Origin of the sequence: Thauera sp. 27 (assembly GCF_000310125.2) — a bacterium.
GTDB lineage: Bacteria > Pseudomonadota > Gammaproteobacteria > Burkholderiales > Rhodocyclaceae > Thauera > Thauera mechernichensis.
In genome coordinates this window covers 45,625-69,847 of the sequence record NZ_AMXB01000018.1, presented here as the reverse complement: position 1 = coordinate 69,847, position 24,223 = coordinate 45,625, and the positions used below count along the sequence as shown (strand labels likewise).

The window sequence follows — 24,223 nt, the reverse complement described above, 5'->3', positions numbered from 1 at the left end:
GATGGCGCAGGAGCCACGATTCTAGCCCGAGCCATGTGCAGCGGGCGTGATCCATGCCGCGGCCGCGTGTGTGCGGGCTCGGCTCAGGCCTGCATGCTGTCGGCGAAGTTCAGCCCCAGCAGCTGGGCCCGGTTGATGCGCTCGAAGGGGATGTGCAGGTCGGTCGCGACCTTGGCGAGGGTGCTGGCGTCGAAGCTTTCGCAGGCTTGTGCAAGCTTGAGGAAGGGGCCGAACTCGCCCTGGCCGTAGAGCAGTGCTTCGCTGACGTTGGCGGGCAGGTTCATCTGCTCGAGCACTTCCTGCATGGAGGTGCCGAGCAGCAGGTGCAGCAGCGAGAAGGCGCCGGTGATGAACAGGTTGTCGCGCTCGGATGCGTCGAAGTACGCCGAGCCCACCTCCTCCATGAAGCGGCCGCGCGCGATCGCCGTCTGCATCATCGCCGGCGCGCTGGGATCGCGGCTGGCCGTGACCAGCAGCAGCGACAGCCACTTGTTCAGGGCGTCGTAGCCGAGGATGCTCACTGCGTGGCGGAAGGACTGGATCTCGCACATCAGGCCGAAACCGGCCGAGTTGATGTAGCGCAGCAGCTTGTAGGACAGCGCCACATCCTGCTTGAGCACCGCCTCGATGTCGCGCACCTCGCTGTTGTTGCGGACCAGGTTGAGCAGCCGCACGATCTGTGCGTGCCCGGGATTCAAGGCCTTGGCGGGCGGGTTGCCGTGCAGGAAGAACCAGCCCGAGGCGCCGTCGAAGCCCGCACCGACGGCTTGGCGGAAGGCGCCGATATCGGCCAGGCCCCAGGCCATGGTCAGGCCGGGTGAGCCGGCAGGGGCGGTGTTGCGACGCCCGTCCATGAGCACGAAACGCCAATCCACGCCGGCTGGCAGGGCGGTGCCGGGCGAGAACCAGGTCAGGCACATGCCCGTGCCGGCTTCCTGCAGCCGCGCCATGAGCGCCTGTGTCTGCGGGTGTGCCAGGGTTTGCGCCGGGATCTCGATGGTGGCGTTCTCGGGCAGCGCCCACTCGAGCAACTCCGGGGTCGGCACCAGGCGGCCGAGACTGACGAACACCGGGTGATGGCTGGGCCAGACTTCGGTCTGGGTCGCGAGCGCCTCGACCACCGACGCCACGTTGGGGCCATGGGCGATGATGCGGTTGGCCGTGATGGCGCGGTTCTTGTTGACGACCGGCTCGCGGGTCAGCAGGGTGGTCTGGCTCATCGAGCGCTCCAGGTGGGGCGGTTCAGTTCGTCGGCTGGGCGAAGGTGAAGGCGTCGGCGAAGAACGCGTCCTCGGGCAGGCTGCGGCTGGCGACGAAGCTCGAGCGCGCGGCGTCGATCATCGCCGGAGCGCCACAGGCGTAGATCTCGTGTGTCGAGAGGTCGGCAAAGTCGTCGAGCACGGCCTGATGGACCAGGCCGCGCCGTCCTGTCCAGGCGTCGTCGGGCTTCTCATCGGACAGTACCGGGATGTAGCGGAAGCCGGGCAGGCGGCCCTCCCAGTCGCGCGCGAGTGCGTCGAGATAGAGCCCGGCGCGGTCGCGCGCGCCCCAGTAGAGCGTGATCGGGCGCTGCAGGCCGATGTGCAGCGCATGCTCGATGAGGCCCTTGATCGGTGCGAAGCCAGTGCCACCTGCCACCATCACGATCGGTCGCGCGGAGTCCTCGCGCAGCCAGAAGCTGCCGAGCGGACCTTCGAAGCGCAGGATCTCCTTCTCCTTCATGGCCTCGAAGACGTGGCGCGTGAAGCGGCCGCCATCGATGCGGCGGACATGCAGCTCGAGGTGGCCGGCGTCATGCGGGGCGTTGGCGATCGAGAAGCTGCGCCGGGCGCCGTCGGCGAGCAGGATGTCGATGTACTGGCCGGCGCGGAACTTGAAGGCTTCGCTGGCCGGCAGCTTGAGGTCGATCAGCATCACGTCGTCGGCCAGGCGCTGCAGCCGCTGCACGCGACAGGGCAGCTTGCGCACCGGGATGTCGTCCGCACGGCTTACATTGCGTGCCTCGATGACGAGGTCCGAGACCGGCTCCGCGCAACAGAACAGCGCGTAGCCCTCGGCGCGCTCGGCCTCCGGGAGGGCGCCTTCGGAGTGCGGGCCGTGTACCACCTCGCCTTCGAGTACCTTGCCCTTGCAGGCGCCGCAGGCGCCATCGCGGCAGCTGTGCGGGAGCAGCAGCCCCGCGCCAAGCGCGGCCTCGAGCACGGTCTGTCCGGCTTCGGCGTCGAATTGGTGGTTGCCGGGCTGAAGTGAAATCCGGTGGTTCATGGTGCGTGAGATAATGCCTTGATGAAAAGAGTCCTGATCGTTGGCAGTGGCGACGTGGCCCGGCGCGCACTGCCCTGGCTGACGCGTCGTTTTCGCGTTTTTGCGCTCGTTCGCAATCGCGAGGCATGCGCTCAGCTGCGTGGCGCCGGTGCCATCCCGATCGTGGCCGATCTCGATGATGCGCGCAGTCTGGCCCGTCTGGGTGGCGTCGCCGACGCCATCCTGCACTTTGCACCGCCGCCCGGCGCCGGTGAGGGCGACCCGCGGACGAAGCGCCTGCTGGCTGCGCTCGGAGCGCGCCGAAGTCTACCACAGGCCCTCGTATACATAAGCACGACAGGGGTTTACGGCGATTGTGCAGGTGCGCGGGTGGACGAGCTGCGGCCCTGTCGGGCGCAGACGGCACGTGCGCGGCGCAGGGTCGATGCAGAGCAGCGTCTGCGCGCTTTTGGCGGACGCACAGGGGTGCGGGTATCGGTGCTGCGCGCGCCTGGCATCTATGCGGCCGACCGCCTGCCGCTCGACCGGCTGCGGCGCGGTGATCCGGTGCTGTGTGCCGAAGACGATGTCCATACCAACCACATCCATGCCGTGGATCTCGCTCGCCTGGCCTGTCTGGCGCTCTTTCGTGCGCTCCCCGGTCGTGTGTATAACGTCAGCGACGATTCGGACATGAAGATGGGCGACTACTTCGATGCGGTGGCCGATGCGTTCGCCCTCGCGCGGCCGCCTCGCCTCGATCGGCGGCAGATCGTCGAGCGACTGTCGCCCGTCACGCTGTCCTTCATGAGCGAATCGCGCCGGATCGACAACCGTCGCATGAAGCGGGAACTGCGTGCGCAGCTTGCCTATCCGACCATCTCTGCTGGCCTGGCTGCAGCGCGTGAGTGCGTCGTTGCGCCCGGCTGAGGCGCTGCCTACGGCTGCGCCGCCTGGCGACATCCTTTTTTCTGGAGCACGTTCTGCACATGCTGACTCTCAAGGCCTTGCACATCATCTTCGTCGTGAGCTGGTTCGCCGGCCTGTTCTATCTGCCGCGTCTGTTCGTCAATCACGCGATGGTCGACGACATCGCGACACGCGAGCGCCTGGCGATGATGGAGCTGAAGCTCTATCGCTTCATGACCCCGCTCGGCATCCTCGCCGTCGGCCTGGGGTTCTGGCTGTGGTTCGGCTACGGATTTGCCGGTGGCTGGCTGCATGTGAAGACCTTGCTCGTGCTGGTGCTCGTCGGCTACCACCTGTACTGCGGCCGGCTGATGCGCGACTTCGCCGCAGGCCGCAACGCCCGCTCGCATGTCTGGTACCGCGTGTTCAACGAGGTTCCGGTGCTGATCCTGTTCGTCGTCGTCTTCCTCGTTGTGCTCAAGCCGTTCTGATGGTGGGTTCAGGCAAGACGAAGGATCAGGAGGAGACACGATGCTGCAAGAGACAGCAGGCATGACGGACAGGCCGGTCGACCTGGCCGAGTACAACTGGCAAGCCCATTCGGTCCTCATCGTCGATGACGAGGAGGGCATGCGCAACTTTCTCGAGCGCACGCTCGCGCGCCGCTGCGGCATGGTGCAGAGCGCGGGCGATGCCGAGCATGCGGCCGCGCTCATGGCGCGCCTGCATTTCGATCTGCTAGTGCTGGACATCGCGCTGCCGGGCAAGTCGGGCATCGAGTGGCTTCATGAGCTGCGCGAGCACGGCTATACCGGCGATGTGATCCTGATGACCGCGTTCGCCGACATGGAGACTGCGATCGACGCGCTACGGGGTGGTGCCTCCGACTTCATCCTCAAGCCTTTCCGGGTCGATCAGATCCTGAACTCGATCAAGCGCTGCTTCGAGCGCGCTCGTCTTGCACGCGAGAACTTCGTGCTGCGCCGCGAGCTCGCCGGCCTGGCTGCCGATCCGATGGGGCTGGTGGGCCACTCGGCGGCGATCGAGCAGTTGCGCGGGCTGGTGCGGCGTGTCGGGCAGATGCCCAGCACTGTCCTGTTGCTCGGTGAGTCGGGCACGGGCAAGGAGGTCGTGGCGCGCGCATTGCACCAGACCAGTCCGCGTGCGCAACGGCCCTTCGTGCCGCTCAACTGCGCCGCGATCGCCTCCGAGCTGATCGAGAGCGAGCTGTTCGGTCATGTGAAGGGCGCGTTCACCGGAGCGGGCGAGAGCCGCAATGGCTTGTTCTACTACGCTCACGGTGGCACCTTGTTCCTGGACGAGATCAGCGAGCTGCCGCTGGCCATGCAGACCCGGCTGCTGCGCGTGATCGAGGAGCGCAAGCTGCGCCCGGTCGGTTCCGAGCGCGAGGTGCCGGTGGACGTGCGCATCATCGCCGCTTCCAATCGCGACCTTGCGGCCGAAGTCCAGGCCGGGCGCTTTCGCCAGGATCTCTACTATCGCCTTGCGGTGGTGGACATGCGCCTGCCGCCCTTGCGCGAGCGCGTCGAGGACATCCCCGATCTCATGCATCACTTCATGGGGCCGCTCGCGGTCCAGCTCGGCGTGGCGCAGCTGCCGCTGTCGCACGGCGTCGTCAGCCGCTTGCAGCGCTATGCGTGGCCGGGCAATGTGCGCGAACTGCGCAACTACGTCGAGCGTTCGATGATCCTCGGTTGCTTCGCCACCGATTGCTTCGCCGAGACAGACCACGACACCGCTCCGCCTGCGGACGAGCTCGAGCTCACCTTGTCTGCGGTCGAGCGCCGCCACATCGAGCGTGTTACCGAGGCCTGTGCGGGCAACAAGACCGAGGCCGCACGCCGCCTGGGGGTGTCGCGCAAGACCCTGGAGCGCAAGTTCGCCGAGTGGGCCGAGGAGGCACCTGCGCCTGATCTCGTGCGGCGTGCATGAGCCCGGCAGGCATCAACGGCGGGCGAGGCTGAGCGTGACCGGGCTGGATTGGTTGCGCAGCTCGGTACGGGCCAAGCTGCTTTGCCTCGTGCTGGCGCCGCTGATGCTCGGTTTCCCCGTCATGATGGGGCTGGTGTGGTACTGGGGCGAGGCCTACTACCACCGTCTGATGGTGTCTCGTGTCGGCAGCGACCTGGTCACGGCCAACGCCTACTTCCAGCGCGTCATCGACGGTGTGGGCGGCGGCGTCGATGCGCTGGCGGCGTCACAGGCGCTGTCCGTCGCGCGCGAGGGCGATACACTGCCGGCCTTGCTTGGGGCGCAGCAGACCCGGCTCGGACTCGACTTCCTCAACCTGCTAGATGCCGAAGGCCGCGTGCTGCACGCCGCGACCGGGACGGCGGCGGGCAGTGCGCGCAGCGCCTGGCCGATCGTCGCACGCGCGCTCGAGTCGGGCGGCGGCGCGGTGATCGAGCGCTTTGAGCCTGATGACCTGCTGGCGCTCGCGCCGGCGCTGCGCGAGCGCGCACGCCTGCCTTTGATCGCCACCGAGCGCGCGCAGCCCGACCTGCGCCAGGAAGAGTCGCGCGGTCTCGTCATCCACGCCGCGGCGCCGGTGCGCGATGCGCTGGGCAGGCAGGTCGGCGTGCTCGAGGGCGGCGTACTGCTCAATGGCAACCTCGGCTTCGTCGACACGATCAATGCCATCGTCTACCGCGAGGGGGCCCTGCCTGAGGGCAGCGAGGGTACGGCCACGCTCTTCGTCGATGACACGCGGATCGCCACCAATGTGCGTCTGTTCGCGGATGTGCGCGCGCTCGGCACGCGGGCGTCGGCAGAGGTGCGCGAGCATGTGCTCGGCCAGGGGCGGACCTGGCTGGAGACCGCCTTTGTCGTCAATGACTGGTACGTGTCGGGCTACGAGCCCGTACTCGACAGTCGCGGTGAGCGTGTGGGCATGCTCTATGTCGGGTTTCTGGAAGCCCCTTTCCGCGCGGCCAAGCGCATGTCCTTGCTCATCGTCGCGGTGGTGTCCTTGCTGGTGAGCTTCATCGGCGCCCTGCTGACGCTGCACTGGGCGCGCAGCATCTTCCGCCCGATCGAGCGCATGCATGCCACCATCGAGTGCGTCGACGGCGGCAACGAGGCCGCGCGCGTCGGCAGCGTGGGCAGCCGCGACGAACTGGGCCGCCTGGCTGCTGCGCTGGATCACCTGCTCGACGGCCAGGCCGCGCAGCGCGGCGAGCTGCAGGCCCTCAATGCGTCGCTCGATCGCAAGGTGGCCGAGCGCACGGCCGATCTCGCTGCTGCCAATGAGGATCTGCGGGCCGCGCAGCACCGCCTCGTGATGAGCGAGAAGCTCGCGGCCATCGGTGAGCTCACTGCGGGGGTCGCGCACGAGATCAGCAACCCGACGGCGGTGATCCAGGGCAACCTCGACGTGTTGCGCGAGGAGCTGGGGCCGGCGGCCCGCCCGGTTGCCAACGAGATCCGCCTCATCCATGAGCAGGTGCACCGCATCCGCCTGATCGTGACCAAGCTGCTGCAGTTTGCCCGCCCCGGTGAGTTTGCCGGCTACGTCGAGGCGGTCGATGTCAATGCCGCGCTTGCCGACTGCCTGGTGCTTACCCGCCAGCACCTGGCGCGCAGCGAGGTGCAGCTGGTGCAGCGCCTCGAGGCGCGTTGTCCGGTGTTGATCAACCTGCAGGAGTTGCAGCAAGTGTTGATCAACCTCATCGTCAACGCCGTGCAAGCGATGCCCGAGGGCGGTACGCTGACGCTCGAGACGGCGGATCGCGATCCCGCCACCGATGCAGCCGGTGTCGTCATCGTCGTCCGCGATACGGGCAGAGGCATCGCGCGGGAAGACATGGCGCGCATCTTCGACCCCTTCTTCACCACCAAGAAACGCCAGGGCACAGGGTTGGGGCTGTCGATCAGCCATACCCTGGTCGAGCGCTACGGCGGACGCATCGGCGTTGACAGCGAACCCGGCCAGGGCAGCGCCTTCATCGTCAGCCTGCTTGCCGAGCCGGTCTATCGCCGTGACGCTGCGCCGGACAATGCCGCCAGCGGTGCGCCCATCCACCCCTAACCCAATGGAACATGCAGCAAGATGAAACTGATCGGGTTCGCCGGCTGGTCCGGCAGCGGCAAGACCACGCTCGTCGAGCAGGTGGTCGGCGTGCTGAGCGCACGCGGTCTCGTCGTGTCGCTGGTCAAGCATGCGCACCATAGCTTCGATATCGACCATGCTGGCAAGGACTCCTGGCGTCATCGCCAGGCCGGCTGCCGTGAGGTGCTGGTGAGTTCGGCGCAGCGCTGGTCGCTCACCCGCGAGCTGCGCGGGCAGCCCGAGGCCACGCTCGATGAGTTGCTTGCCCATCTGGGGCCCTGCGATCTGGTGTTGGTCGAGGGTTTCAAGCGCGCGCAGATTCCCAAGATCGAGGTGCATCGGGCGGTCGTTTCCGAGCCATTGCTGCATCCGGACGACCCGCACATCATCGCTGTCGCCACCGATGTCGACCTGGTCACGCCCTTGCCGCGGCTGAACATCAACGATCCCGTGAAGGTGGCCGACTTCATCGTCGACTGGATGCAGGGCTGAGTCCGCTCGCCCTCGTGCAGGAGGCCTGCTTCAGTCCAGGGTGAGTACGCGACCGAGCGGCGATAGATCGTAGCCGCTCAGGCGCAGTGACAGGGACTGCGCGCGGGCGTTGCCGTAGGCGCTGAGCAGGTCCTGGAACAGGCGGCGGAACAGGATGTCGCGCGGCAGTGCGAGATCGAAGGCCTCCCAGCCCAGGGGCAGGAAGCCCAGTCCGAACTCCGCTGCCGCCGCGCGCGTGCCCGGTGCGCAGTCGGCGTCCTCGCGTGCGACCACCGCAGCGGCTTCGCGCTCGCTGCGTGCTTCTGCCACCACGCTGCAATCGGCGGCGGAAAACCCGCGGCTGGCGAGGGCCGACTCCAGGAAGTGGCGCGAGCCGGCGCCGGTCTGGCGCATCGCCCAGCGGTAGTCGAAAGCAACAAGCGTCTCGAGACCGTCGACCTCCAGCCCGCGGCGCAGGATCACGCCCTGCTCACGCAGGGCCAGGCGCACCAGGGTCCAGCCGCGACTGGCGCCGAAGCGGCGCAACAGGAGCGCATGCTGCTGCGCGCTGTGCTCGACCCCGCCCCAGTGCAGCGCACACACGTTGGCTCGACGGCGTGCGAGCAGCTCCAGGCCGGTGAGCGTGCCGGTGGGGCTGTAGGCGACCAGGCCTTCGGCGCCGAGTTGGGCGGCCAGCGCCGCGGTGGTCGCGGCCAGCAGCGGGTCGTCACTGCCGGTGATCAGCAGGCGGTCGGTGAGTGCGCCACCATGGGCCTGCTCGAGCAGCCACTCCTCCAGCAAGGCGCGCGGGAACAGCCACTTGCCGCCGATGCGTGCGGCCGGAATCTCGCGGCTATTGGCGAGCTCGTAGAGCTTCTTCTCGTTGAGCTGCAGGAAGCTGGCCGCTTCGCGCGCGGTCAGGCAGGCTGCCGGGAGCGCGACATCCTGCGGTGCACGCTGTGTCAAGGCCGGGTCCGTCACCCGCTTGTCCCTGTCAGCCATGGCCTGCGGGCAGCTCCTGCCCTGCAGCGGCGAGTTCGTCGCGGGTGTTGATGTTGCGGAAGGCAGCCTCCTCGTCGTCGAAGCTCACCTCGACCACGTCGAGGCTGCCGTACCAGCGATCGATCCTGCGTCCGCCGCTGGCGAGGAAAGTGCCGAGGTGCTCGGCGAGATCGCGCCGGCACAGGCAGAACACCGGGTGGGGTTGGTCGAAGGTCTTTGCCACGGCAAGCTGTGCATTGGCTGCATGCAGTGCGCTGGCGAGACGCTCGACAAGGTCATGGGGCAGGAAGGGCGAGTCGCAGGGCGCGGTGACGACCAGGGGGTGCCGAGCGCGCGTGAGTGCTGCGTGCAGCCCGGCCAGCGGCCCCGCGAATCCGCCGATGTCGTCGCCGAATACCGGATAGCCGAATGCTTGCCAGGCTTCGAGGTTCTGGTTGGCGTTGATGATCAGCGCATCGACCTGGGGGGCGAGGCGCTCGAGCGCATGTGCGGCCATCGGCCGTCCGGCGAGCTCGACCAGACCCTTGTCGACGCCGCCCATCCGGCTGCCCTGGCCGCCCGCCAGTAGCACGCCGGTGATGCGCCGATCGGCGGTGCGGCCGGAGTCCGGGAGGCCGGCAGGCGTCGTTGTCGCGGTCATCGTCTGGGCTCCATCGGTACGCGGTTGGCTTTGTTTGTGGTGGCTTCAGTCGCGCTCGAAGCGGTCGGCGCCGGTGAAGAGCAGGTAGTGCTTGCCCTGTGCGCGCCCGATCATGGTGAGGCCGATGCGCTGCGCGATCTGCCAGCCCATGTGGGTGAGGCCGGAGCGCGAGACAAGGAAGGGGATGCCCATCTGCGCCGTCTTGATCACCATCTCGGAGGTCAGCCGGCCGGTGGTGTAGAAGATCTTGTCTCCGCCATCCAGGCCGTCGAGCCACATCTGCCCGGCGATCGCGTCCACCGCGTTGTGGCGACCGACGTCCTCGAAGAACATCAGGATCTCGCACCCGCCCGGCGTGGCCTGGGCGAGGGCGCAGCCGTGCACGGCGCCAGCCTGCTTGTAGATGGACTCATGGTGACGTACCGCGTCCATCAGCGCATACAGGGTCGACTGTCTGAGCGTGCGCTCATGGGCCAGGCGGATCTGGTCGATCTCGTCCATCAGCCCGCCGAACACCGTACCCTGGCCGCAGCCGGTGGTGACGGTGCGGCTGCCGAGCTTGTCGTCGAGGTCGCGCAGCCCGGCGCGGGTGGTCACCGACACGGCGTCGACCTCCCAGTCGACCTGGACCGCGGCGATCTCGTCCAGCGCGCGCACCAGGCGCTGGTTGCGCAACCAGCCGATGGTGAGCGCCTCGGGCGCTGCGCCGAGGGTCATGAGGGTGACGATCTCGCGCTTGTCGACATACAGCGTGAGCGGGTGTTCGCCGGCAATCGAGGTCGGCACGACGTCGCCGTGTTCGTTGATCGCCGGGATGTCGACCGTGAGCGGGCGGCTGGCCTGGCTCAGCAGGGGAGGATTCGGGGGAGGCGCATTCATGGGCGGATCGCTTGTTGCACGCGGGGCTGCTGGCCCTGGAGCAGAGGATTGTAGCGGCAAGCGGGGCGCTGCGTGGCGGTGCTGCGATCACCGGGCTGCAGTGCTCGATGGTCGCCGGCTCGAGGCTGCGGACGTATGCTGTAGACAGAGTTCGGTTCCACAAGTCAGGTGAAGAGTCATGAACGAGTTTCCGATCGCGGTGATCATGGAGTGTCGCCGCCTGAACAATCCCTGGGTGGATGAGGCCTGGGAGGCGGTCGGGGTGGTGCCGGCCTTCGCCGACCCCGGACCCGGGGTCGCCGAGATCGTCTCCGAGCCGGAGCGGCGGCAGTGGCGGATTGGCGGTCACGCGCTGGCGCTCTTTCGTGACGAGGTGGACAACTATTTCCTCAACATGAGCTCGCCGATTCCCAAGGTGTTCGTGATGTGGCGCAAGGAAGGCGGCCAGGCGCTGCCTGCTGCCGTGTCAGTGAGCTATGGTGAGGCGGCGCGCTGGCTGGACTCGGGCGAGCAGGTCGATGGGGTGGCGATGTCGCGTGAGATCGCCGACTGGGTGGGCGATTTCGTCAATACCCATTACAAGCCAGCTCCGCGTCGCAAGGTGAGGCGCAATGACCCGCTTGCGCAGGACAGGAGGCCGCAGTGAGCGGTGGCTTCCTGTCGCGCTGGTCGAAGCGCAAGCTCGCAGCGGGGGGCGCGCCCGTGCGCCCTGTTGCCGAGCCGCCGGTTACGGTCGCGGATCGAGCTGCCGATGGCGGGCTGGACGAACATGCGGATGCCGCCCTTGCCGTTCCGGCGCCCGCGGCGGTCGAACTGCCCCCGGTTGAAGCGCTGACGCTGGCGTCGGACTTCACCGCCTTCCTCAAGGAGGAGGTCAGCGAGGCCGTGCGCCGCCAGGCGCTCAAGAAGCTCTTTGCCGACCCGCATTTCAACCGCATGGACGGGCTGGACGTCTATATCGACGACTACAACATCGCCGACCCGATCCCGCCGAACTTGATGGAAAAGCTCAAGCATGCGCGCGAGTGGCTGGGGGATGCGCCGACTGCAGAGCAGACGGAGGCGCCCGGCGAAACTCTGGATACACCCGCTGCCGCGTCCGCAGCGGGCCTATCCGAGGAGCTCGTGCCCGAGGGCGCCTCGACGCCCCCAGCCGGCGAGCAGGCGTCGGCTGCAGGCCTTGCCGAAGCTGCGCCTGCAGCCGGGAGCGCGGCCGAGGGGCAGACCAACGGCGCTGCCTGGGAGGCGTAGCCGGCCCGGTGGGACAAAACGGGGCGTCTGGGACAATTTGTCTGTACTGAGACCAGTTGGCGCCCCAGGGTGGTCTTTTGCGGTTTGTTTTGTGGTCCAGGGTTCCGTTTTGGCTGGCCCGCCGAGTGCTTCGAATCGGTGGATTAAACGGACGAATCGATGCACGACAATCAAGAGCGGATCCGCCTCTGCGACTGTAATCGCAGTTTCTCGCTGGACGCCGGGCAGCTTGCTGCTGCCGGCGTCGTTGCGTCCTGTCACCACGCGCTGTGCGCCCAGGACTTGCCTGTGGTGGACGCAGACCTTGCCGCCGGGCGCACGGTCTTCGTGTCCTGTACGCAGGAAACCGCGCTGTTCGGCGAACTCGCCGACACGCACGAGGCCGGTCAGCGCATCCACTTCTTCAACCTGCGCGAGAACGCCGGCCGCTCGGCCGAGTCGGCGCAGGCGGCGCCCAAGCTGGCCGCGCTGATCGCGGCAGCGACCACCTTGCCCGCGCCCGAGCCCGTGCCCGCGGTGCAGATGCAGGCTGGGCGCAGCCTGTTGATCATCGGTGAAGCAGGCGCCGCGCTTGGCTGGGCAGAACGCCTGGCAGGCAGCTTCGATCCGGCGGTGCTCATAACCCAGCGTGCTGGCGAAGTCGAACTGCCCGCGGCCAATGAGTACCCGGTGTGGTCGGGCAAGGTGCTGAGCTTGTCCGGTCACCTCGGCGAATTCGAGCTGCAATGGCAGCAGCGCAATCCGATCGACCTCGAACTTTGCGTGCGCTGCAACGCCTGTGTGAAGGCCTGTCCCGAGGGCGCGATCGGTTTCGACCTGCAGGTCGATGTCGACGCCTGTCGCGGCCACCGCGCCTGCGTCGCCGCCTGTGGCGAGATCGGCGCGATCGATTTCGCGCGCACCGATACGGCGCGCAGCGAGCGCTTCGACCTCGTGCTCGACCTGTCCGTCGAGCCTCTGCTCAAGCGCATCGAACTGCCCGACGGCTACGCGGCGCCGGGCCGCGATCCCTTCGAGCAGGCGCTGGCGGTGCAGTCGCTGGGCGAGTTCATCGGCGAGTTCGAGAAGCCGCGCTACGTTGCCTTCGACGCGGGCCTGTGCGCGCACAGCCGCGCCAGGAAGACGGGCTGTACCAACTGCATCGAGGTCTGCGCCACCGAGGCGATCCGTTCCAACGGCGACGTAATCGCCGTTGATCCCTGGTTGTGCAAGGGCTGTGGCACCTGCAGCACGGTGTGTCCGTCGGGGGCGCTGGGCTTCCAGTTTCCGCGCGTGCCCGATGTAGGCCTGCGTGTGAAGACCCTGCTTTCTGAGTACGCCCGCACGGGTGGCCGCGACGCCTGCATCGTGTTTCACGCTGCAGAGGACGGTGCCGCTGCCATTGCCCGTCTTGCGCGCCGTGGTCGCGGCCTGCCTGCGCGCGTGATCCCGGTCGAGGTGTGGAGCGCGGATGCGGTCGGGCTGGACCTGATGCTCGGTAGCCTGGCGCTGGGGGCCTGCCAGGTCGCCGTACTCGCTGCCGGCAGTCACGACGCCGCGCCACTCAAGGCCCAGGCCGGCTACGGCCAGACCATCCTGTCTGCACTCGGCTACGCGGGCGAGCATCTGCGCATCATCGAGGCCGATGCCGAGGAGTGGCAGGCACTGGAGCGCGCCCTGTGGTCGTGGACGCCCGCAACCGGCGTTGCCGTGCCGGCGCGTTTCCGCCTGCTGCCGAAGAAGCGCGAGACGCTGGACTTCGCGCTCCGCCACCTTGTCCAACACGCTCCCGCGGCGCAGGCCGCGCCGGGCTTGCCCGCCGCGATCGCACTGAAGGCCGGCGCGCCCTTCGGTCAGGTCGTCGTGTCCGACGCATGCACGCTGTGCATGGCCTGTACCGGCGCCTGTCCGGCTGGCGCCCTGCGTGCTGCGACCGACAGCTACCGGCTCGACTTCATCGAGCGCAACTGCCTGCAGTGCGGCCTGTGCGTCGCCTCCTGTCCGGAGTCGGCGCTGGCGCTCGAACCCCGCCTGGCGCTGGGCGAGGAGGCGCGTCGGGCGCGTGCCCTGCGTGAGGCCGACATGTTCCACTGCACCGCCTGTGGCAAGGCGATGGGGGCCACGCCGCTGATCGAATCCATGATCGCCCGCCTGTCCGGGCATTCCATGTTCGCCACCGAGGTTGAGCGCGCCCGCCTGCGCATGTGTGCGGATTGCCGTGTCATCGACATGATGAAGTCCGAATCGACCTCAAGTTCGGCCGTGAAGGCCTGGGATCTGTCCGAATGAGCGCCGCTACCATCCCCGTCCATGCCCAACCCAGCTGGTCCGAGGAGGACCGTGCTCGCGCCGAGCACTACGCACTGCTTGCGCGCCTGCTCCATGGCGCGCCGGATGCGCCGCTGCTGGTTGCGCTTGCAGCGGCGGCGAGCGCCCTCGGCGGTACGGCCGGCGCCTTGCCGCAGGCCTGGGCCGCACTTGGCGCTGCGGCTGGTGCGCCCTTGCAGGGGGTATGCGACGAATTCAACGCCCTCTTCATCAGCGTTGGCAAGCCGGTGGTGATGGCCAATGGCTCGTGGTACCTGACCGGCTTCCTGCAAGAGGAACCGCTAGCCGAACTGCGTGCCGACCTCGCCGAGCTCGGGCTTGGCCGTCGCGCCGGGGTGACGGAAACCGAGGACCACATCGCCGCGCTCGCCGAGGTCATGCGCCACCTGGTGCTGACCGGGCCTGACGAGGCGGGCCTGCAGCGCCAGCGCGCGTTCTTCGCGCGCCACATCGCGCCCTGGTATGCCGATTTTGCACATGCCCTGGCGCAGGCGCCCGGGGCGGACTTTTACGCGAAGGTGGGTGCCTTGCTGCTGGCCTTCATGGACATCGAGCGCGAGGCGTTCGACATGCTGGAGGTGTCCGCCTGACGGGCGGATGCCGATTCTTTGTTGGGGGGGAGATCGATGATGAAAGACGACACGACGAAATTGTCCCGGCGGAACTTCCTGATGGCCGTCGGTGCGGGCAGTGCCGCAAGCGCCGCCGCGGTGGCGACGGCAGCGACCCAGGCCGTACCGCAGGCGGCGGCCGTGGTCGAGGATGCACGCCGCGAGGCTGCAGAGCAGGGCACCAGCGCGCACATGCGCAATTACTACCGCACCGCGCGGATCTGAGGAGGACGCCACGATGCTGACCAAGAAATCCGCTGCGACTGCCGGCAGTGCGCGTCGCCTGCGCGGCGCGGCAGCGCGGCCGCTGGGCCAGACCATGGATCGGCGCGCCTTCCTGAAGCGCTCGGGCCTGGGCGTGGGCGCGGGGGCGATCGCCACCCAGCTGCCCTACAACCTCATCGGTGCGGCAGACGCTGCGGCCGCGGGCGTGTCACGCAGCGACGGCCCCGCCGAAGTGCGTCGTACCGTATGCACCCACTGCTCGGTCGGCTGTTCGACCGATGCCATCGTGCGCAATGGCGTGTGGGTGCATCAGGAGCCGGTGTTCGATTCGCCGATCAACCTCGGCGCGCACTGTGCCAAGGGTGCGGCGCTGCGCGAGCACGGCCACGGCGAGCACCGCCTGAAGTACCCGATGAAGCTGGTCGACGGCAAGTACCAGCGCATGTCCTGGGAGCAGGCGCTGAACGAGGTCGGCGACCGCCTGCTCAGGATCCGCGAGGAGTCCGGCCCGGACGCCGTGTATTGGATCGGTTCATCGAAGCACAACAACGAGCAGGCCTACCTGCTGCGCAAGTTCGTGTCCTTCTGGGGCACCAACAACTGCGACCACCAGGCGCGCATCTGCCACTCCACCACGGTGGCGGGCGTGGCGAACACCTGGGGTTACGGTGCGATGACGAACTCCTACAACGACATGCAGTTCTCCAAGGCGGCGCTTTATATCGGCTCGAATGCGGCCGAGGCCCACCCGGTGTCGATGCTGCACATGCTGCATGCCAAGGAAAACGGCTGCAAGATGGTCGTCGTGGACCCGCGCTTCACGCGCACGGCGGCGAAGGCGCACCAGTACGTGCGCATCCGCTCGGGCACCGACATCCCCTTCATCTGGGGCATGCTGTACCACATCTTCAAGAACGGCTGGGAAGACCAGAAGTACATCGACGACCGCGTCTTCGGCCTGGAGAAGGTCAAGGAAGAGATCATGACCTGGACGCCCGAGCGCGTGCAGGAAGTGACCGGTATTCCGGAAGACCAGGTGTTCAAGGTCGCCGAGACGCTGGCCATGAACCGGCCCTCGACCGTTGTGTGGTGCATGGGCCAGACCCAGCACACCGTCGGCAACGCCAACGTGCGCGCGATGTGCATCCTGCAGCTGGTGCTCGGCAACGTCGGCGTATCGGGTGGCGGCACCAACATCTTTCGCGGTCACGACAACGTGCAGGGCGCGACCGACGTCGGCCCCAACCCGGATTCGCTGCCTGGCTACTACGGCCTGGCCGCCGGTTCGTGGAAGCACTGGTGCAAGGTGTGGGGCGTCGATTACGAGTGGGTCAAGGCCCGCTACGCCTCCGAGGAACTGATGACCAAGTCGGGCATCACCGTGTCGCGCTGGATCGACGGCGTGACCGAGAACAAGGAGCTGATCGACCAGCCCAGCAACCTGCGCGCAGTCGTGTATTGGGGCCATGCGCCCAATTCGCAGACGCGCGGCGCCGAGATGGTCGAGGCCATGAAGCAGCTCGACACCCTGGTGGTGATCGACCCCTATCCGTCGGCGACTGCGTCAATGGCGGCGATGGTGCGCAAGGATGGCGTGTACCTGTTGCCGGCCTGCACGCAGTTCGAGACCACTGGCTCGTGTACTGCGTCGAACCGGTCCATTCAGTGGCGCGAGAAGGTCATCGAGCCGCTGTTCGAGTCCAAGCCCGACCACACCATCATGTACGCCTTCGCGAAGAAGTTCGGCTGGGCGGACGAGCTGGTGAAGAACATCAAGGTCGACAAGGACGCCCAGGGCTGGGACGAGCCGAACATCGAGGACATCCTGCGCGAGATCAACCGCGGCACCTGGACCATCGGCTACAGCGGCCAGTCGCCCGAGCGCCTCAAGCTGCACATGAAGAACATGCACACCTTCGACGTCAGGACGCTGAAGGCGGCCGGCGGCCCTTGCGACGGCGAGTACTTCGGCCTGCCGTGGCCGTGCTACGGCAACCCGGAGATGAAGCACCCGGGCACGCCCAACCTTTATGACACCTCCAAGCACGTCATGGACGGCGGCGGAAATTTCCGCGCCAACTTCGGCGTGGAGAAGGACGGCGTATCGCTGTTGGCCGCCGAGGGCTCGGCCTCCAAGGGCGCCGACCTGCAGATGGGCTACCCCGAGTTCGATGACGTGCTGCTCAAGAAGCTGGGCTGGTGGGACGAACTCACCGACGCCGAGAAGCAGGCGGCGGAAGGCAAGAACTGGAAGACCGACCTGTCGGGCGGGATCATCCGCGTGGCGATGAAGAACCATGGCTGCCACCCTTTTGGCAACGCCAGAGCGCGTGCGCTGGTGTGGAACTTCCCCGACCCGGTGCCGCTGCACCGCGAGCCGATCTACTCGCCGCGGCCCGACCTGGTCGAGAAGTACCCGACCCATGACGACAAGATGAAGTTCTGGCGCCTGCCGACGCTCTACAAGTCGATGCAGGACAAGGTCAAGAACATCTCCAGCGAATACCCGCTGATCATGACCTCCGGCCGTCTGGTGGAGTACGAGGGGGGCGGGGAGGAAACGCGCTCCAACCCCTGGCTGGCCGAACTGCAGCAGGAGATGTTCGCCGAGGTGAACCCCAAGGACGCCAACGATGCGGGCTTTCGCAACGGCGAGTACATCTGGGTCGAGTCGCCGACCAAGGCGCGCCTCAAGGTGCGTGCCCAGGTCACCCAGCGTGTTGCTCCGGGCACGGTGTTCCTGCCCTTCCATTTCTCCGGCTGGTGGCAGGGCCAGGACATGCTCAAGTACTACCCCGATGGCGCGGCACCGATCGTGCGTGGCGAGGCGGTCAACACCGCCACGACCTATGGCTACGACCCGGTGACGATGATGCAGGAAACCAAGACCACCCTGTGCCGCGTGAGCAAAGCGTAAGGGCGAGGAGAGAACACGATGGGACGCATGAAATTTCTCTGTGACGCCGAGCGCTGCATCGAATGCAACGGCTGTGTCACTGCGTGCAAGAACGAGCACGAGGTGCCTTGGGGCGTGAACCGCCGCCGGGTGGTGACGATGAACGACGGCGTGCCGGGCGAGCGCTCGATCTCGGTGGCCTGCATGCACTGCTCGGATGCGCCGTGCATGGCGGTATGCCCGACCGACTGTTTCTACAAGACCGAAGACGGCGTGGTGCTGCACGACAAGGACAAGTGCATCGGCTGCGGCTACTGCTTCTTCGCCTGTCCGTTCGGGGCGCCGCAGTTCCCCAATGGCCAGGCGGCCTTCGGTGCGCGCGGCAAGATGGACAAATGCACCTTCTGTGCCGGCGGCCCCGAGGAAACCGGCTCGCAGGCGGAGTACGACAAGTACGGCTCAAACCGTCTGGCCCAGGGCAAGCTGCCCTTGTGCGCCGAGATGTGTTCGACCAAGGCCCTGCTGGCTGGTGACGCCAACGTGGTGGCCGACATCTTCCGCGAGCGCGTGCTGCGCCGCGGCACGGGCGCCGAGGTGTGGGGCTGGGATGCGGCCTACGGCGGTGGCGAGCAGAAGCGCGAGCGCAAGCGGGAGGGGCAATCATGAGCCGCCACCCTTTGAAGCGTCTGCCTGTGCTCGTGCTGGCGGGGGTGCTGTCTGCCGGCTTGTCGGCCTGTGGCGAGGTGCCGCAGGTCACCGTGTACGAGCAGGGGCAGTACCGCGGCAAGACCGACACCCGGCCCTGGGAAGACAGCGAGTTCAAGGGTGACCGCGCGGCCTGGGAGAAGGCGCTCAAGCAGCGTGCCCGCAACCAGTCCGAGTACAACCGCATCCAGTGAGGAGAGCACCATGACGATACGCATGATGCGGGCGCAGGGCGGCGGGTTCGCCGCACTGCTGCTCATGCTCCTGCTGTGGGCGTTCGCCCTGCCGCTGCATGCGGCCGAGCGGCCCGCCGGCAGCAGTGCGGCGGATCAGGCCGAGCGCCAGGTCGAGCGTCCGCTCAACAACGCACCGGTGTGGCGTGCGGTGCGCTCGGGCGAGGCGCACACCACCAATGTGCGAGGCCCCGAGGCGGGCGTGCTGATCCAGAGCGAGGGCAACACCTGGCGTCAGCTCAGGAACGGGCCGATCACGCAGTACGGTGGCTGGCTGTTGATCCTGGTGCCTTCGGCGATCGTGCTGTTCTGGCTGGTCAAGGGCACGATCAGGTTGCACCAGCCACGCACCGGGCGCCTCATGAAGCGCTTCTCCGCCTTCGAGCGTTTCATCCACTGGGGCACTGCGATCACCTTCCTGGTGCTGGCGGTGACCGGGTTGGCCATCCTGTTCGGCAAGCATGTGCTGCTGCCGATCTTCGGCCATGGTGTGCTCGCTGCGCTGCTCGACGTCGGCAAGACGGTGCACAACTACGTCGGTCCGGCCTTCGGGGTGTTCGTCGTGCTGATGATCCTGACCTTCCTGCGTGATAACGTCTGGCAGGCGATCGACGCGGTGTGGATCCGTCGTGCAGGCGGTGTGCTCGACGGCAGCCATGTCCCATCGGGACGCTTCAACTTCGGCGAGAAGACATGGTTCTGGATCGGCGTCACCTTCCTCGGGCTGGCAGTGGTCATCTCGGGCCTGATCCTGGATTTCCCCAACATTGGCGAGTGGACGCGTTCCGACATGCAGACAGCCAACATCGTGCACGCGATCGGCGCCATCCTGCTGCTGGGGCTGTCATTCGGCCATATCTACATGGGTACGCTGGGCGTGGAAGGTGCCTACGAGTCGATGAAGACCGGCTACGTGGATGAGACCTGGGCGAAGGAGCACCACGAAATCTGGTATCAGGACATCAAGGCGGGCAAGTCAGGGCATCCCTGATCGCCTGCCAGGGGCGCACCGCTGGGCTGCGCCCCTGCCGATGGCTTTGATCCGGGCCTGCTCCTGACCTCCCTCTGGCCCGGATTATTTGGCCCCGGTGCGGATCGACCGCGCCGGGGCCTTGTTTTATCCGTCGCCGTTCGTTCCCGGGGCTCCTGCGCGCGCGTGCTGCAAGCCTTCGATGGCCCGCTGTGCGTGCGGTGGGGGCATCTTCAACCAGTGGCGGATCTCGGCAGTGGGCAAGGGCTGTGCAAACAGGAAGCCCTGGGCCACGTTGCAGCCGTGGCGGGCGAGGAAGCGCAGTTGCAGTTCGGTCTCTACGCCTTCCGCCACCACGCGCATGCCCAGGCTGTGGGCGAGGGCAATGGTGCCGCGGACGATGGCTGCGTCATCATTGTCTTCGGCCAGGTCGATGACGAAGCTCTTGTCTATCTTGAGTTCGGAGATCGGGAAGCGCTTGAGCAGCGACAGGGACGAGTAGCCGGTACCGAAATCGTCGACGGCCACGCCGACGCCGAGCGCGTGGATGCGGTGCAGCAGTTCGGCGACACGTTCCGGATCGTGCATTGCAGTGGACTCCGTTACCTCGATCTTGAGCTGGCGCGGGTCCATGCCGCTGTCGCGGAGCGCGTGGCGGATGGTGTCGACCACGCTCATGTCGGTGCATTGGCGCACCGATACATTGACCGCGATCGGCACGGGCACCAGGCCGTCCGCACTCCAGCGCGCCGCCTGGTGCGTGGCGGCGTTGAGCACCCACTCGCCGATGTTCGTGATCAGGCCGCTTTCCTCGGCGGCGGTGATGAAGAGGTCCGGGCGCACCAGGCCGCTGCCTGGTCGGTGCCAGCGGATGAGCGACTCGAGCCCGGCCAGGCGCCCGCTGCGGATGTCGATCTGGGGCTGGTAGAAGAGCTCGAATTCGTCATTGCCCAGGCCCTTGCGCAGTGCTGCTTCCAGGTTCAGGCGGTCGCGCGACCAGGTGTTCATCTCGGGCGAGTAGAAGGTGTAGCGGCTGCCGCCCTCGAGCTTGCCGCGGTACATCGCCTTGTCGGCCATCGATAGCAGGGTCTCGGCGTCGCTGCTGTCGGCGGGGCCGACGCTGATGCCGATGCTGCACGACAGCACCAGCCCGGATTCGCCTTGGGTCTCGACCTCGCGCTCGAGCAGGTCGAGCAGCTTGCCGGCCACTGCCACCACTGCGCTGCGGTCGCGCAGGTGATCCATCAGGATGATGAACTCGTCACCGCCCCAGCGCGCGACCGTGTCACCGCTGCGTACCGAGGCTGTCAGGCGCTCGGCCACCACCTGAAGCACCTGGTCGCCGACGTAATGGCCCAGGCTGTCGTTGATGCGCTTGAAGCGGTCAAGGTCGACGAACAGCAGGGCGACCAGGCTACCTCGGCGCTGGGCGTTCGCCAGCGCCTGGTGCAGGCGGTCGAGGAGCAGGGCGCGGTTCGGTAGCCCCGTGAGCACGTCGTGGGTGGCTTCATGCTGCAGGCGCGCGGTGATGGCGAGGGTCTCGGTGACATCGTGAAACACGAGCACCGCACCCTCGCCCTCTCCGCCCACCGGTGTTGCGGTCAGGCGCAGCGCATGATGCTTGCCGCTGACGGCTTGCCAGGCGATCGGTTCGGGCAGGCGGATGGCCTGCCGATGCTTGAGGCAGGCGAGGATGGTTTCGACCACTACCGCGCTCTGGTCGGTGAAGTCGCGGATGAGTTCGCCCACCGGGGTGCCGCGTGCGCTGTCCAGGGTCGCCCCCGTCAGGCGCTCGGCGACCGGGTTGAGCAGTACGACGCGGGCATCCTCGTCGATCGTCAGGACAGCGTCGGCGATCGAACGCAGGGTGGCGTCGGCGTCGTGGCGGGCCTGGGCCAGCGAACCCTGGGTGTGGCGCAGCACCGACAGGAACCACAGCGCAGCGCCCAGCAGCAGGCCCGCCATGGCGCTGGCTGGCGGTATCCATAGCTGGAATGTACCCAGGACCGCCCCCGACAGCAGGGGCGGCACCAGCAGCAGGCCGCCGAGCAGGAGCTTGCCTCGTGTCCCTGCTTGTGGCCGGAGCAGTGCTGCCAGGCTGATCACGGTCAGGCAGAGGGCGAGGGCGAGGCCGGCTGCTGCGCTGTTGTAGGTCAGCCCGCTGCGCAATGCCTCGAACGCACGGGCGTGGAACTCGACCGCCGGCATGTTGACACCGTGGGCGGCGCTGGGGGTCGCCAGGCCGGCGTCGATGCCGCTTGCTGTGGCGCCGATGAATACCGTGCGGCCTTCGAGGCGGCGTACCTGCTCTGGGCGGCTCAGCAAGGTGTAATAGGACACGACCTCGGGCCGTCCGCGCGTGTCCGGAAACGGCAGCAGCAACTCACCCTGGCGGACCCAGAGCGGGCGCTGGACGACCTGTTGCAGGCCTGCCCGGGCGCGCGCATTGAGTCCTGAAGGCTCGCCGCTGCCAGGGTGCCTTAATGCTGCGACTGCGAGTGCATCCCAGCGTGGCTGACCACTGCCGGCAAGGCGGTAGGTGCGACGGGAAAGGCCGTCAAGATCGATTTCGACGTCGACATGACCGAGCGCAGCGGCGCTTGCGCGCAGGGTGTCGACAGGCAGCAGCTCGAACATGCCCTCCGTGGTGGTGCCTGCATGGGGTGCGACGGCAAGGATCACGCGGCCCGACGCCTGCATGGCCTCTGCCAGCTCGGTGTCGCCAGGAGCGCTTTCGGGAAACAGGATGGCCATGGCGATCGACGAGACACCGACCGCGGTCAGGCGGTCGATGAGTTCCGCGTGTACCGCACGGTTCCAGGGCCAACGCCCCATGGCGGCGAGCGTCGCCTCGTCGATCGCGATCACGGTCGACTCGGTGGGCAGTGCGGGGGCCCGGAACCACGGCTCAAGGGTGTCGAACAGCAGCAGGTCTGCGCGCTGGATGACCCCCGGCGGAAAGAGTGCGAGCGCACAGGCAAACAGTGCCGAGACCAGCCAGCCGGATCGGCGCCCGAGTGCGGTGGGGCGCCAGCGCAGGGTCATAGCGCGAGCAGCAGCGGCAGCAGGATCAGCAGTGCGCGCCAATGGTTATGCGGCACTTCGAGTTGCTGTGGCGTGCCCCAGGGGCCCATGGGCGCCGCGGCTTCCTGACTGCGGATGCGGACGTGCCATGTGCCGCCCGGCGGGCGGGGCATGACCAGTTCTGCACGCTCGGTTTCGAGCGTGTACTCGGGCGCGCTGAAGCTGGCGTCGCTGCTCACCTGCACTTCGTAGCGCTCGGCACCATCGCTGGCGCGCCAGCGCAACTGCAGGTGCTCGCCGTCGATCTCGGGGGCCTCGGGGGTGGGACCGGGCTGCGGCCGGCGGAAGCGCTGTGGGTCGGAGAAGGGGCCGCGGCCTTCGCTCGCGGTGGTGACGGCGACGCGCCAGAAGTAGTCGCCCGCCTCCAGCGCGTGGGCGAGCACGAAGTGCGGCTCGACAAGGTCCTCACGCTGGAGCAGGTGCTCGAAGCCTGGGTCGCCGGCAAGCTCGAAATGGTACTGCAGGGCGTCGGCTATGCCCCCCCAGGTGAAGCCGATACGCTCCTCGGTGGCAAAGCCGTCGGGGGCCGGCTGGCTGGGGAAAGGGGGCTCGGGGCGAGCGTCGATGATGATGCTGCGTTCGGCATCGATGCCTTCGAGGCCGCGCGCATCGATCGCCCGCACCCGCATCATGTATTCGCCGTCGGGCAGGTGGGCCTCGCCCCGAACAGCGGGCGCGGCGCTGACACGGTCCGAGGCGACGACGGTGAAGGCCGCACTGGGCGCGATCTGCGTACGGTAACCGGTCGCGCCCGGGACGTCGGCGATGTCGATGCTGAAGGGGACGCGCTCGATGCGCTCGGGGAGGGCATCGAGCGCGGGTGCGGACAGCAGGCGTTGGGCCGGCGCGGGCGCGGTACTGGGTGTCGCCTGGGTGCCGGTCCCCGCGCGCAGGCGGGTTTCACCGCGCCGGTTACGCAGCGCAATCTCGCCTTCGAGTGTCTCCGCGAGCATGGCGGTGCCGTCCGTGCGTACGCGGAAGTCGGTGCCGCGCACGGCGGCGACTGCAGCCGGGGTTTCGATGGTGTAGCGGCCGCCGGCCTTGCGTGCCGGGGTGACCACGCTCTCGATCTGCCCGCGCTTGAGCTCGATGCCGACCTGTTGGGCGCCGGACGCGTTCAGACGCTGGACCTGGCCAACCCGCAGCTCGGCATTGTTGCCGACCCGGCTGCGGCTGCCGTCTGCGAACTCGATGGTGAGGCTGCCGTCGTCGCCGCTGTGGATGGTCGCACCGGCGGTGAGCTCCATGCCTGCGACCACGGGCTCGACAGTGCTGCCGCGGCGGTGCTCGACGCTGCCATGCACGTCGATCACGCGTGCGGTGTCCTGTCTGGCACGCATCCAGCCTACGGGGATGCGCAGCAGGGTGCCGGGCTGGATCGCCGTCGGCTCCAGGATGCGGTTGTAGTCCTGGATGCGCGGCCAGTAATCGATGCTCTTCAGGTAGCGCTCGGTGATGTTCCACGGGTTGTCGCCGGGGCGCACGACGTAGATGAAGTCCTGGGCGAGTGCGCCTTGCGCGCATGCGGCGGCAACCAGGCCGAGCAGTGTCGCGCCAAATGGGCCGCGTCCGTGAGCCGGCGGGAGGGCGTTGTCTCGGTTGGCCTGCATCGTGTCTTCCTCGTTGCACCCCAGGCTGCGGAGTATTTCTGGTTATCTGAATGATTGCGTGGAAATAATACCCTGGCCAGGTTGTGCAAGGCGTCTCTTGCATCATGTAAGGGGCAT

At 67.5% G+C, this 24,223-nt stretch carries 21 protein-coding genes; 14 read left to right on the top strand and 7 right to left on the bottom strand.

The window, feature by feature from the left end:
* Positions 1–83: 83 nt before the first annotated feature.
* The gene (locus B447_RS11580; protein WP_002940052.1) at positions 84–1,220 is read right to left on the bottom strand and encodes an EAL and HDOD domain-containing protein; all 1,137 of its coding nucleotides are present in this window, start codon (positions 1,218–1,220) and stop codon (positions 84–86) included.
* A 22-nt stretch (positions 1,221–1,242) separates the two neighbouring features.
* On the bottom strand, positions 1,243–2,265 hold the full coding sequence (locus B447_RS11575) for a CDP-6-deoxy-delta-3,4-glucoseen reductase (protein WP_002940049.1): 1,023 nt from the start codon (positions 2,263–2,265) through the stop codon (positions 1,243–1,245).
* Positions 2,266–2,286: 21 nt separating this feature from the next.
* Here B447_RS11575 and B447_RS11570 point away from each other — a divergent pair, with 21 nt between their 5' ends.
* The 5 genes from B447_RS11570 (at position 2,287) to mobB (ending at position 7,714) form a co-directional block, all read left to right on the top strand.
* Positions 2,287–3,174 (top strand): NAD-dependent epimerase/dehydratase family protein, encoded by an 888-nt coding sequence (locus B447_RS11570; RefSeq protein WP_002940047.1) that lies wholly within the window; start codon positions 2,287–2,289, stop codon positions 3,172–3,174.
* 59 nt (positions 3,175–3,233) lie between these two features.
* Complete coding sequence (locus B447_RS11565; protein WP_002940045.1) at positions 3,234–3,644, top strand: CopD family protein; 411 nt, start codon at positions 3,234–3,236, stop codon at positions 3,642–3,644.
* A gap of 40 nt (positions 3,645–3,684) precedes the next feature.
* Entirely contained in the window at positions 3,685–5,106 is a 1,422-nt protein-coding gene (locus B447_RS11560; RefSeq protein ID WP_002940043.1) for a sigma-54-dependent transcriptional regulator, read from the top strand.
* A 103-nt stretch (positions 5,107–5,209) separates the two neighbouring features.
* Positions 5,210–7,201: a sensor histidine kinase gene (locus tag B447_RS11555; RefSeq protein ID WP_232431613.1), complete on the top strand. Its 1,992-nt coding sequence runs from the start codon at positions 5,210–5,212 to the stop codon at positions 7,199–7,201.
* A 21-nt stretch (positions 7,202–7,222) separates the two neighbouring features.
* The gene (mobB, locus tag B447_RS11550) at positions 7,223–7,714 is read left to right on the top strand and encodes a molybdopterin-guanine dinucleotide biosynthesis protein B (RefSeq protein WP_002930352.1); all 492 of its coding nucleotides are present in this window, start codon (positions 7,223–7,225) and stop codon (positions 7,712–7,714) included.
* Positions 7,715–7,744: 30 nt separating this feature from the next.
* Here the strand turns inward: mobB and B447_RS11545 are convergent, their stop codons facing one another.
* Genes B447_RS11545 through B447_RS11535 form a run of 3 tightly spaced genes read right to left on the bottom strand, consistent with a single transcriptional unit; the run spans position 7,745 to position 10,214 of the window.
* A complete protein-coding gene (locus tag B447_RS11545) occupies positions 7,745–8,695 on the bottom strand; it encodes a helix-turn-helix transcriptional regulator (protein ID WP_002930357.1) in 951 nt (316 codons plus the stop codon).
* Positions 8,688–9,335 carry a molybdenum cofactor guanylyltransferase MobA gene (gene mobA / locus B447_RS11540; protein ID WP_002930358.1) on the bottom strand — a complete coding sequence of 216 codons (648 nt, stop codon included), beginning with the start codon at positions 9,333–9,335 and terminating at the stop codon, positions 8,688–8,690. Before mobA ends, B447_RS11545 begins: the two co-directional genes overlap by 8 nt.
* Positions 9,336–9,380: 45 nt before the next feature.
* Positions 9,381–10,214, bottom strand: coding sequence for a formate dehydrogenase accessory sulfurtransferase FdhD (locus B447_RS11535; protein ID WP_002930359.1), 834 nt, complete (start codon positions 10,212–10,214; stop codon positions 9,381–9,383).
* 178 nt (positions 10,215–10,392) lie between these two features.
* Between B447_RS11535 and B447_RS11530 the strand changes: the two genes are divergently transcribed.
* The 9 genes from B447_RS11530 (at position 10,393) to B447_RS11495 (ending at position 19,433) form a co-directional block, all read left to right on the top strand.
* Positions 10,393–10,860, top strand: coding sequence for a DUF3305 domain-containing protein (locus B447_RS11530; protein ID WP_002930360.1), 468 nt, complete (start codon positions 10,393–10,395; stop codon positions 10,858–10,860).
* Positions 10,857–11,465 carry a DUF3306 domain-containing protein gene (locus tag B447_RS11525; protein WP_002940033.1) on the top strand — a complete coding sequence of 203 codons (609 nt, stop codon included), beginning with the start codon at positions 10,857–10,859 and terminating at the stop codon, positions 11,463–11,465. The genes B447_RS11530 and B447_RS11525 overlap by 4 nt, the downstream gene beginning before the upstream one ends.
* Before the next feature lie 159 nt (positions 11,466–11,624).
* A complete protein-coding gene (locus tag B447_RS11520; RefSeq protein ID WP_002940023.1) occupies positions 11,625–13,733 on the top strand; it encodes a 4Fe-4S dicluster domain-containing protein in 2,109 nt (702 codons plus the stop codon).
* Positions 13,730–14,362 (top strand): TorD/DmsD family molecular chaperone, encoded by a 633-nt coding sequence (locus B447_RS11515; RefSeq protein ID WP_002940020.1) that lies wholly within the window; start codon positions 13,730–13,732, stop codon positions 14,360–14,362. The genes B447_RS11520 and B447_RS11515 overlap by 4 nt, the downstream gene beginning before the upstream one ends.
* Before the next feature lie 39 nt (positions 14,363–14,401).
* Positions 14,402–14,608, top strand: coding sequence for a hypothetical protein (locus tag B447_RS22550; protein WP_157354550.1), 207 nt, complete (start codon positions 14,402–14,404; stop codon positions 14,606–14,608).
* A 13-nt stretch (positions 14,609–14,621) separates the two neighbouring features.
* Positions 14,622–17,525: a formate dehydrogenase subunit alpha gene (locus B447_RS11510; RefSeq protein WP_002940017.1), complete on the top strand. Its 2,904-nt coding sequence runs from the start codon at positions 14,622–14,624 to the stop codon at positions 17,523–17,525.
* Between the two features lie 18 nt (positions 17,526–17,543).
* A complete protein-coding gene (fdh3B, locus tag B447_RS11505) occupies positions 17,544–18,170 on the top strand; it encodes a formate dehydrogenase FDH3 subunit beta (protein WP_002930368.1) in 627 nt (208 codons plus the stop codon).
* A complete protein-coding gene (locus B447_RS11500) occupies positions 18,167–18,403 on the top strand; it encodes a hypothetical protein (protein WP_002930370.1) in 237 nt (78 codons plus the stop codon). Before fdh3B ends, B447_RS11500 begins: the two co-directional genes overlap by 4 nt.
* 10 nt (positions 18,404–18,413) lie before the next feature.
* The gene (locus tag B447_RS11495; RefSeq protein ID WP_002930372.1) at positions 18,414–19,433 is read left to right on the top strand and encodes a formate dehydrogenase subunit gamma; all 1,020 of its coding nucleotides are present in this window, start codon (positions 18,414–18,416) and stop codon (positions 19,431–19,433) included.
* A gap of 126 nt (positions 19,434–19,559) precedes the next feature.
* Here the strand turns inward: B447_RS11495 and B447_RS11490 are convergent, their stop codons facing one another.
* Both B447_RS11490 and B447_RS11485 read right to left on the bottom strand, forming a co-directional pair.
* Positions 19,560–22,457, bottom strand: a complete 2,898-nt coding sequence (locus B447_RS11490) for an EAL domain-containing protein (RefSeq protein ID WP_002940013.1) — start codon at positions 22,455–22,457, stop codon at positions 19,560–19,562.
* Positions 22,454–24,106, bottom strand: a complete 1,653-nt coding sequence (locus B447_RS11485; protein WP_002940012.1) for a FecR domain-containing protein — start codon at positions 24,104–24,106, stop codon at positions 22,454–22,456. Before B447_RS11485 ends, B447_RS11490 begins: the two co-directional genes overlap by 4 nt.
* Positions 24,107–24,223: the final 117 nt, after the last annotated feature.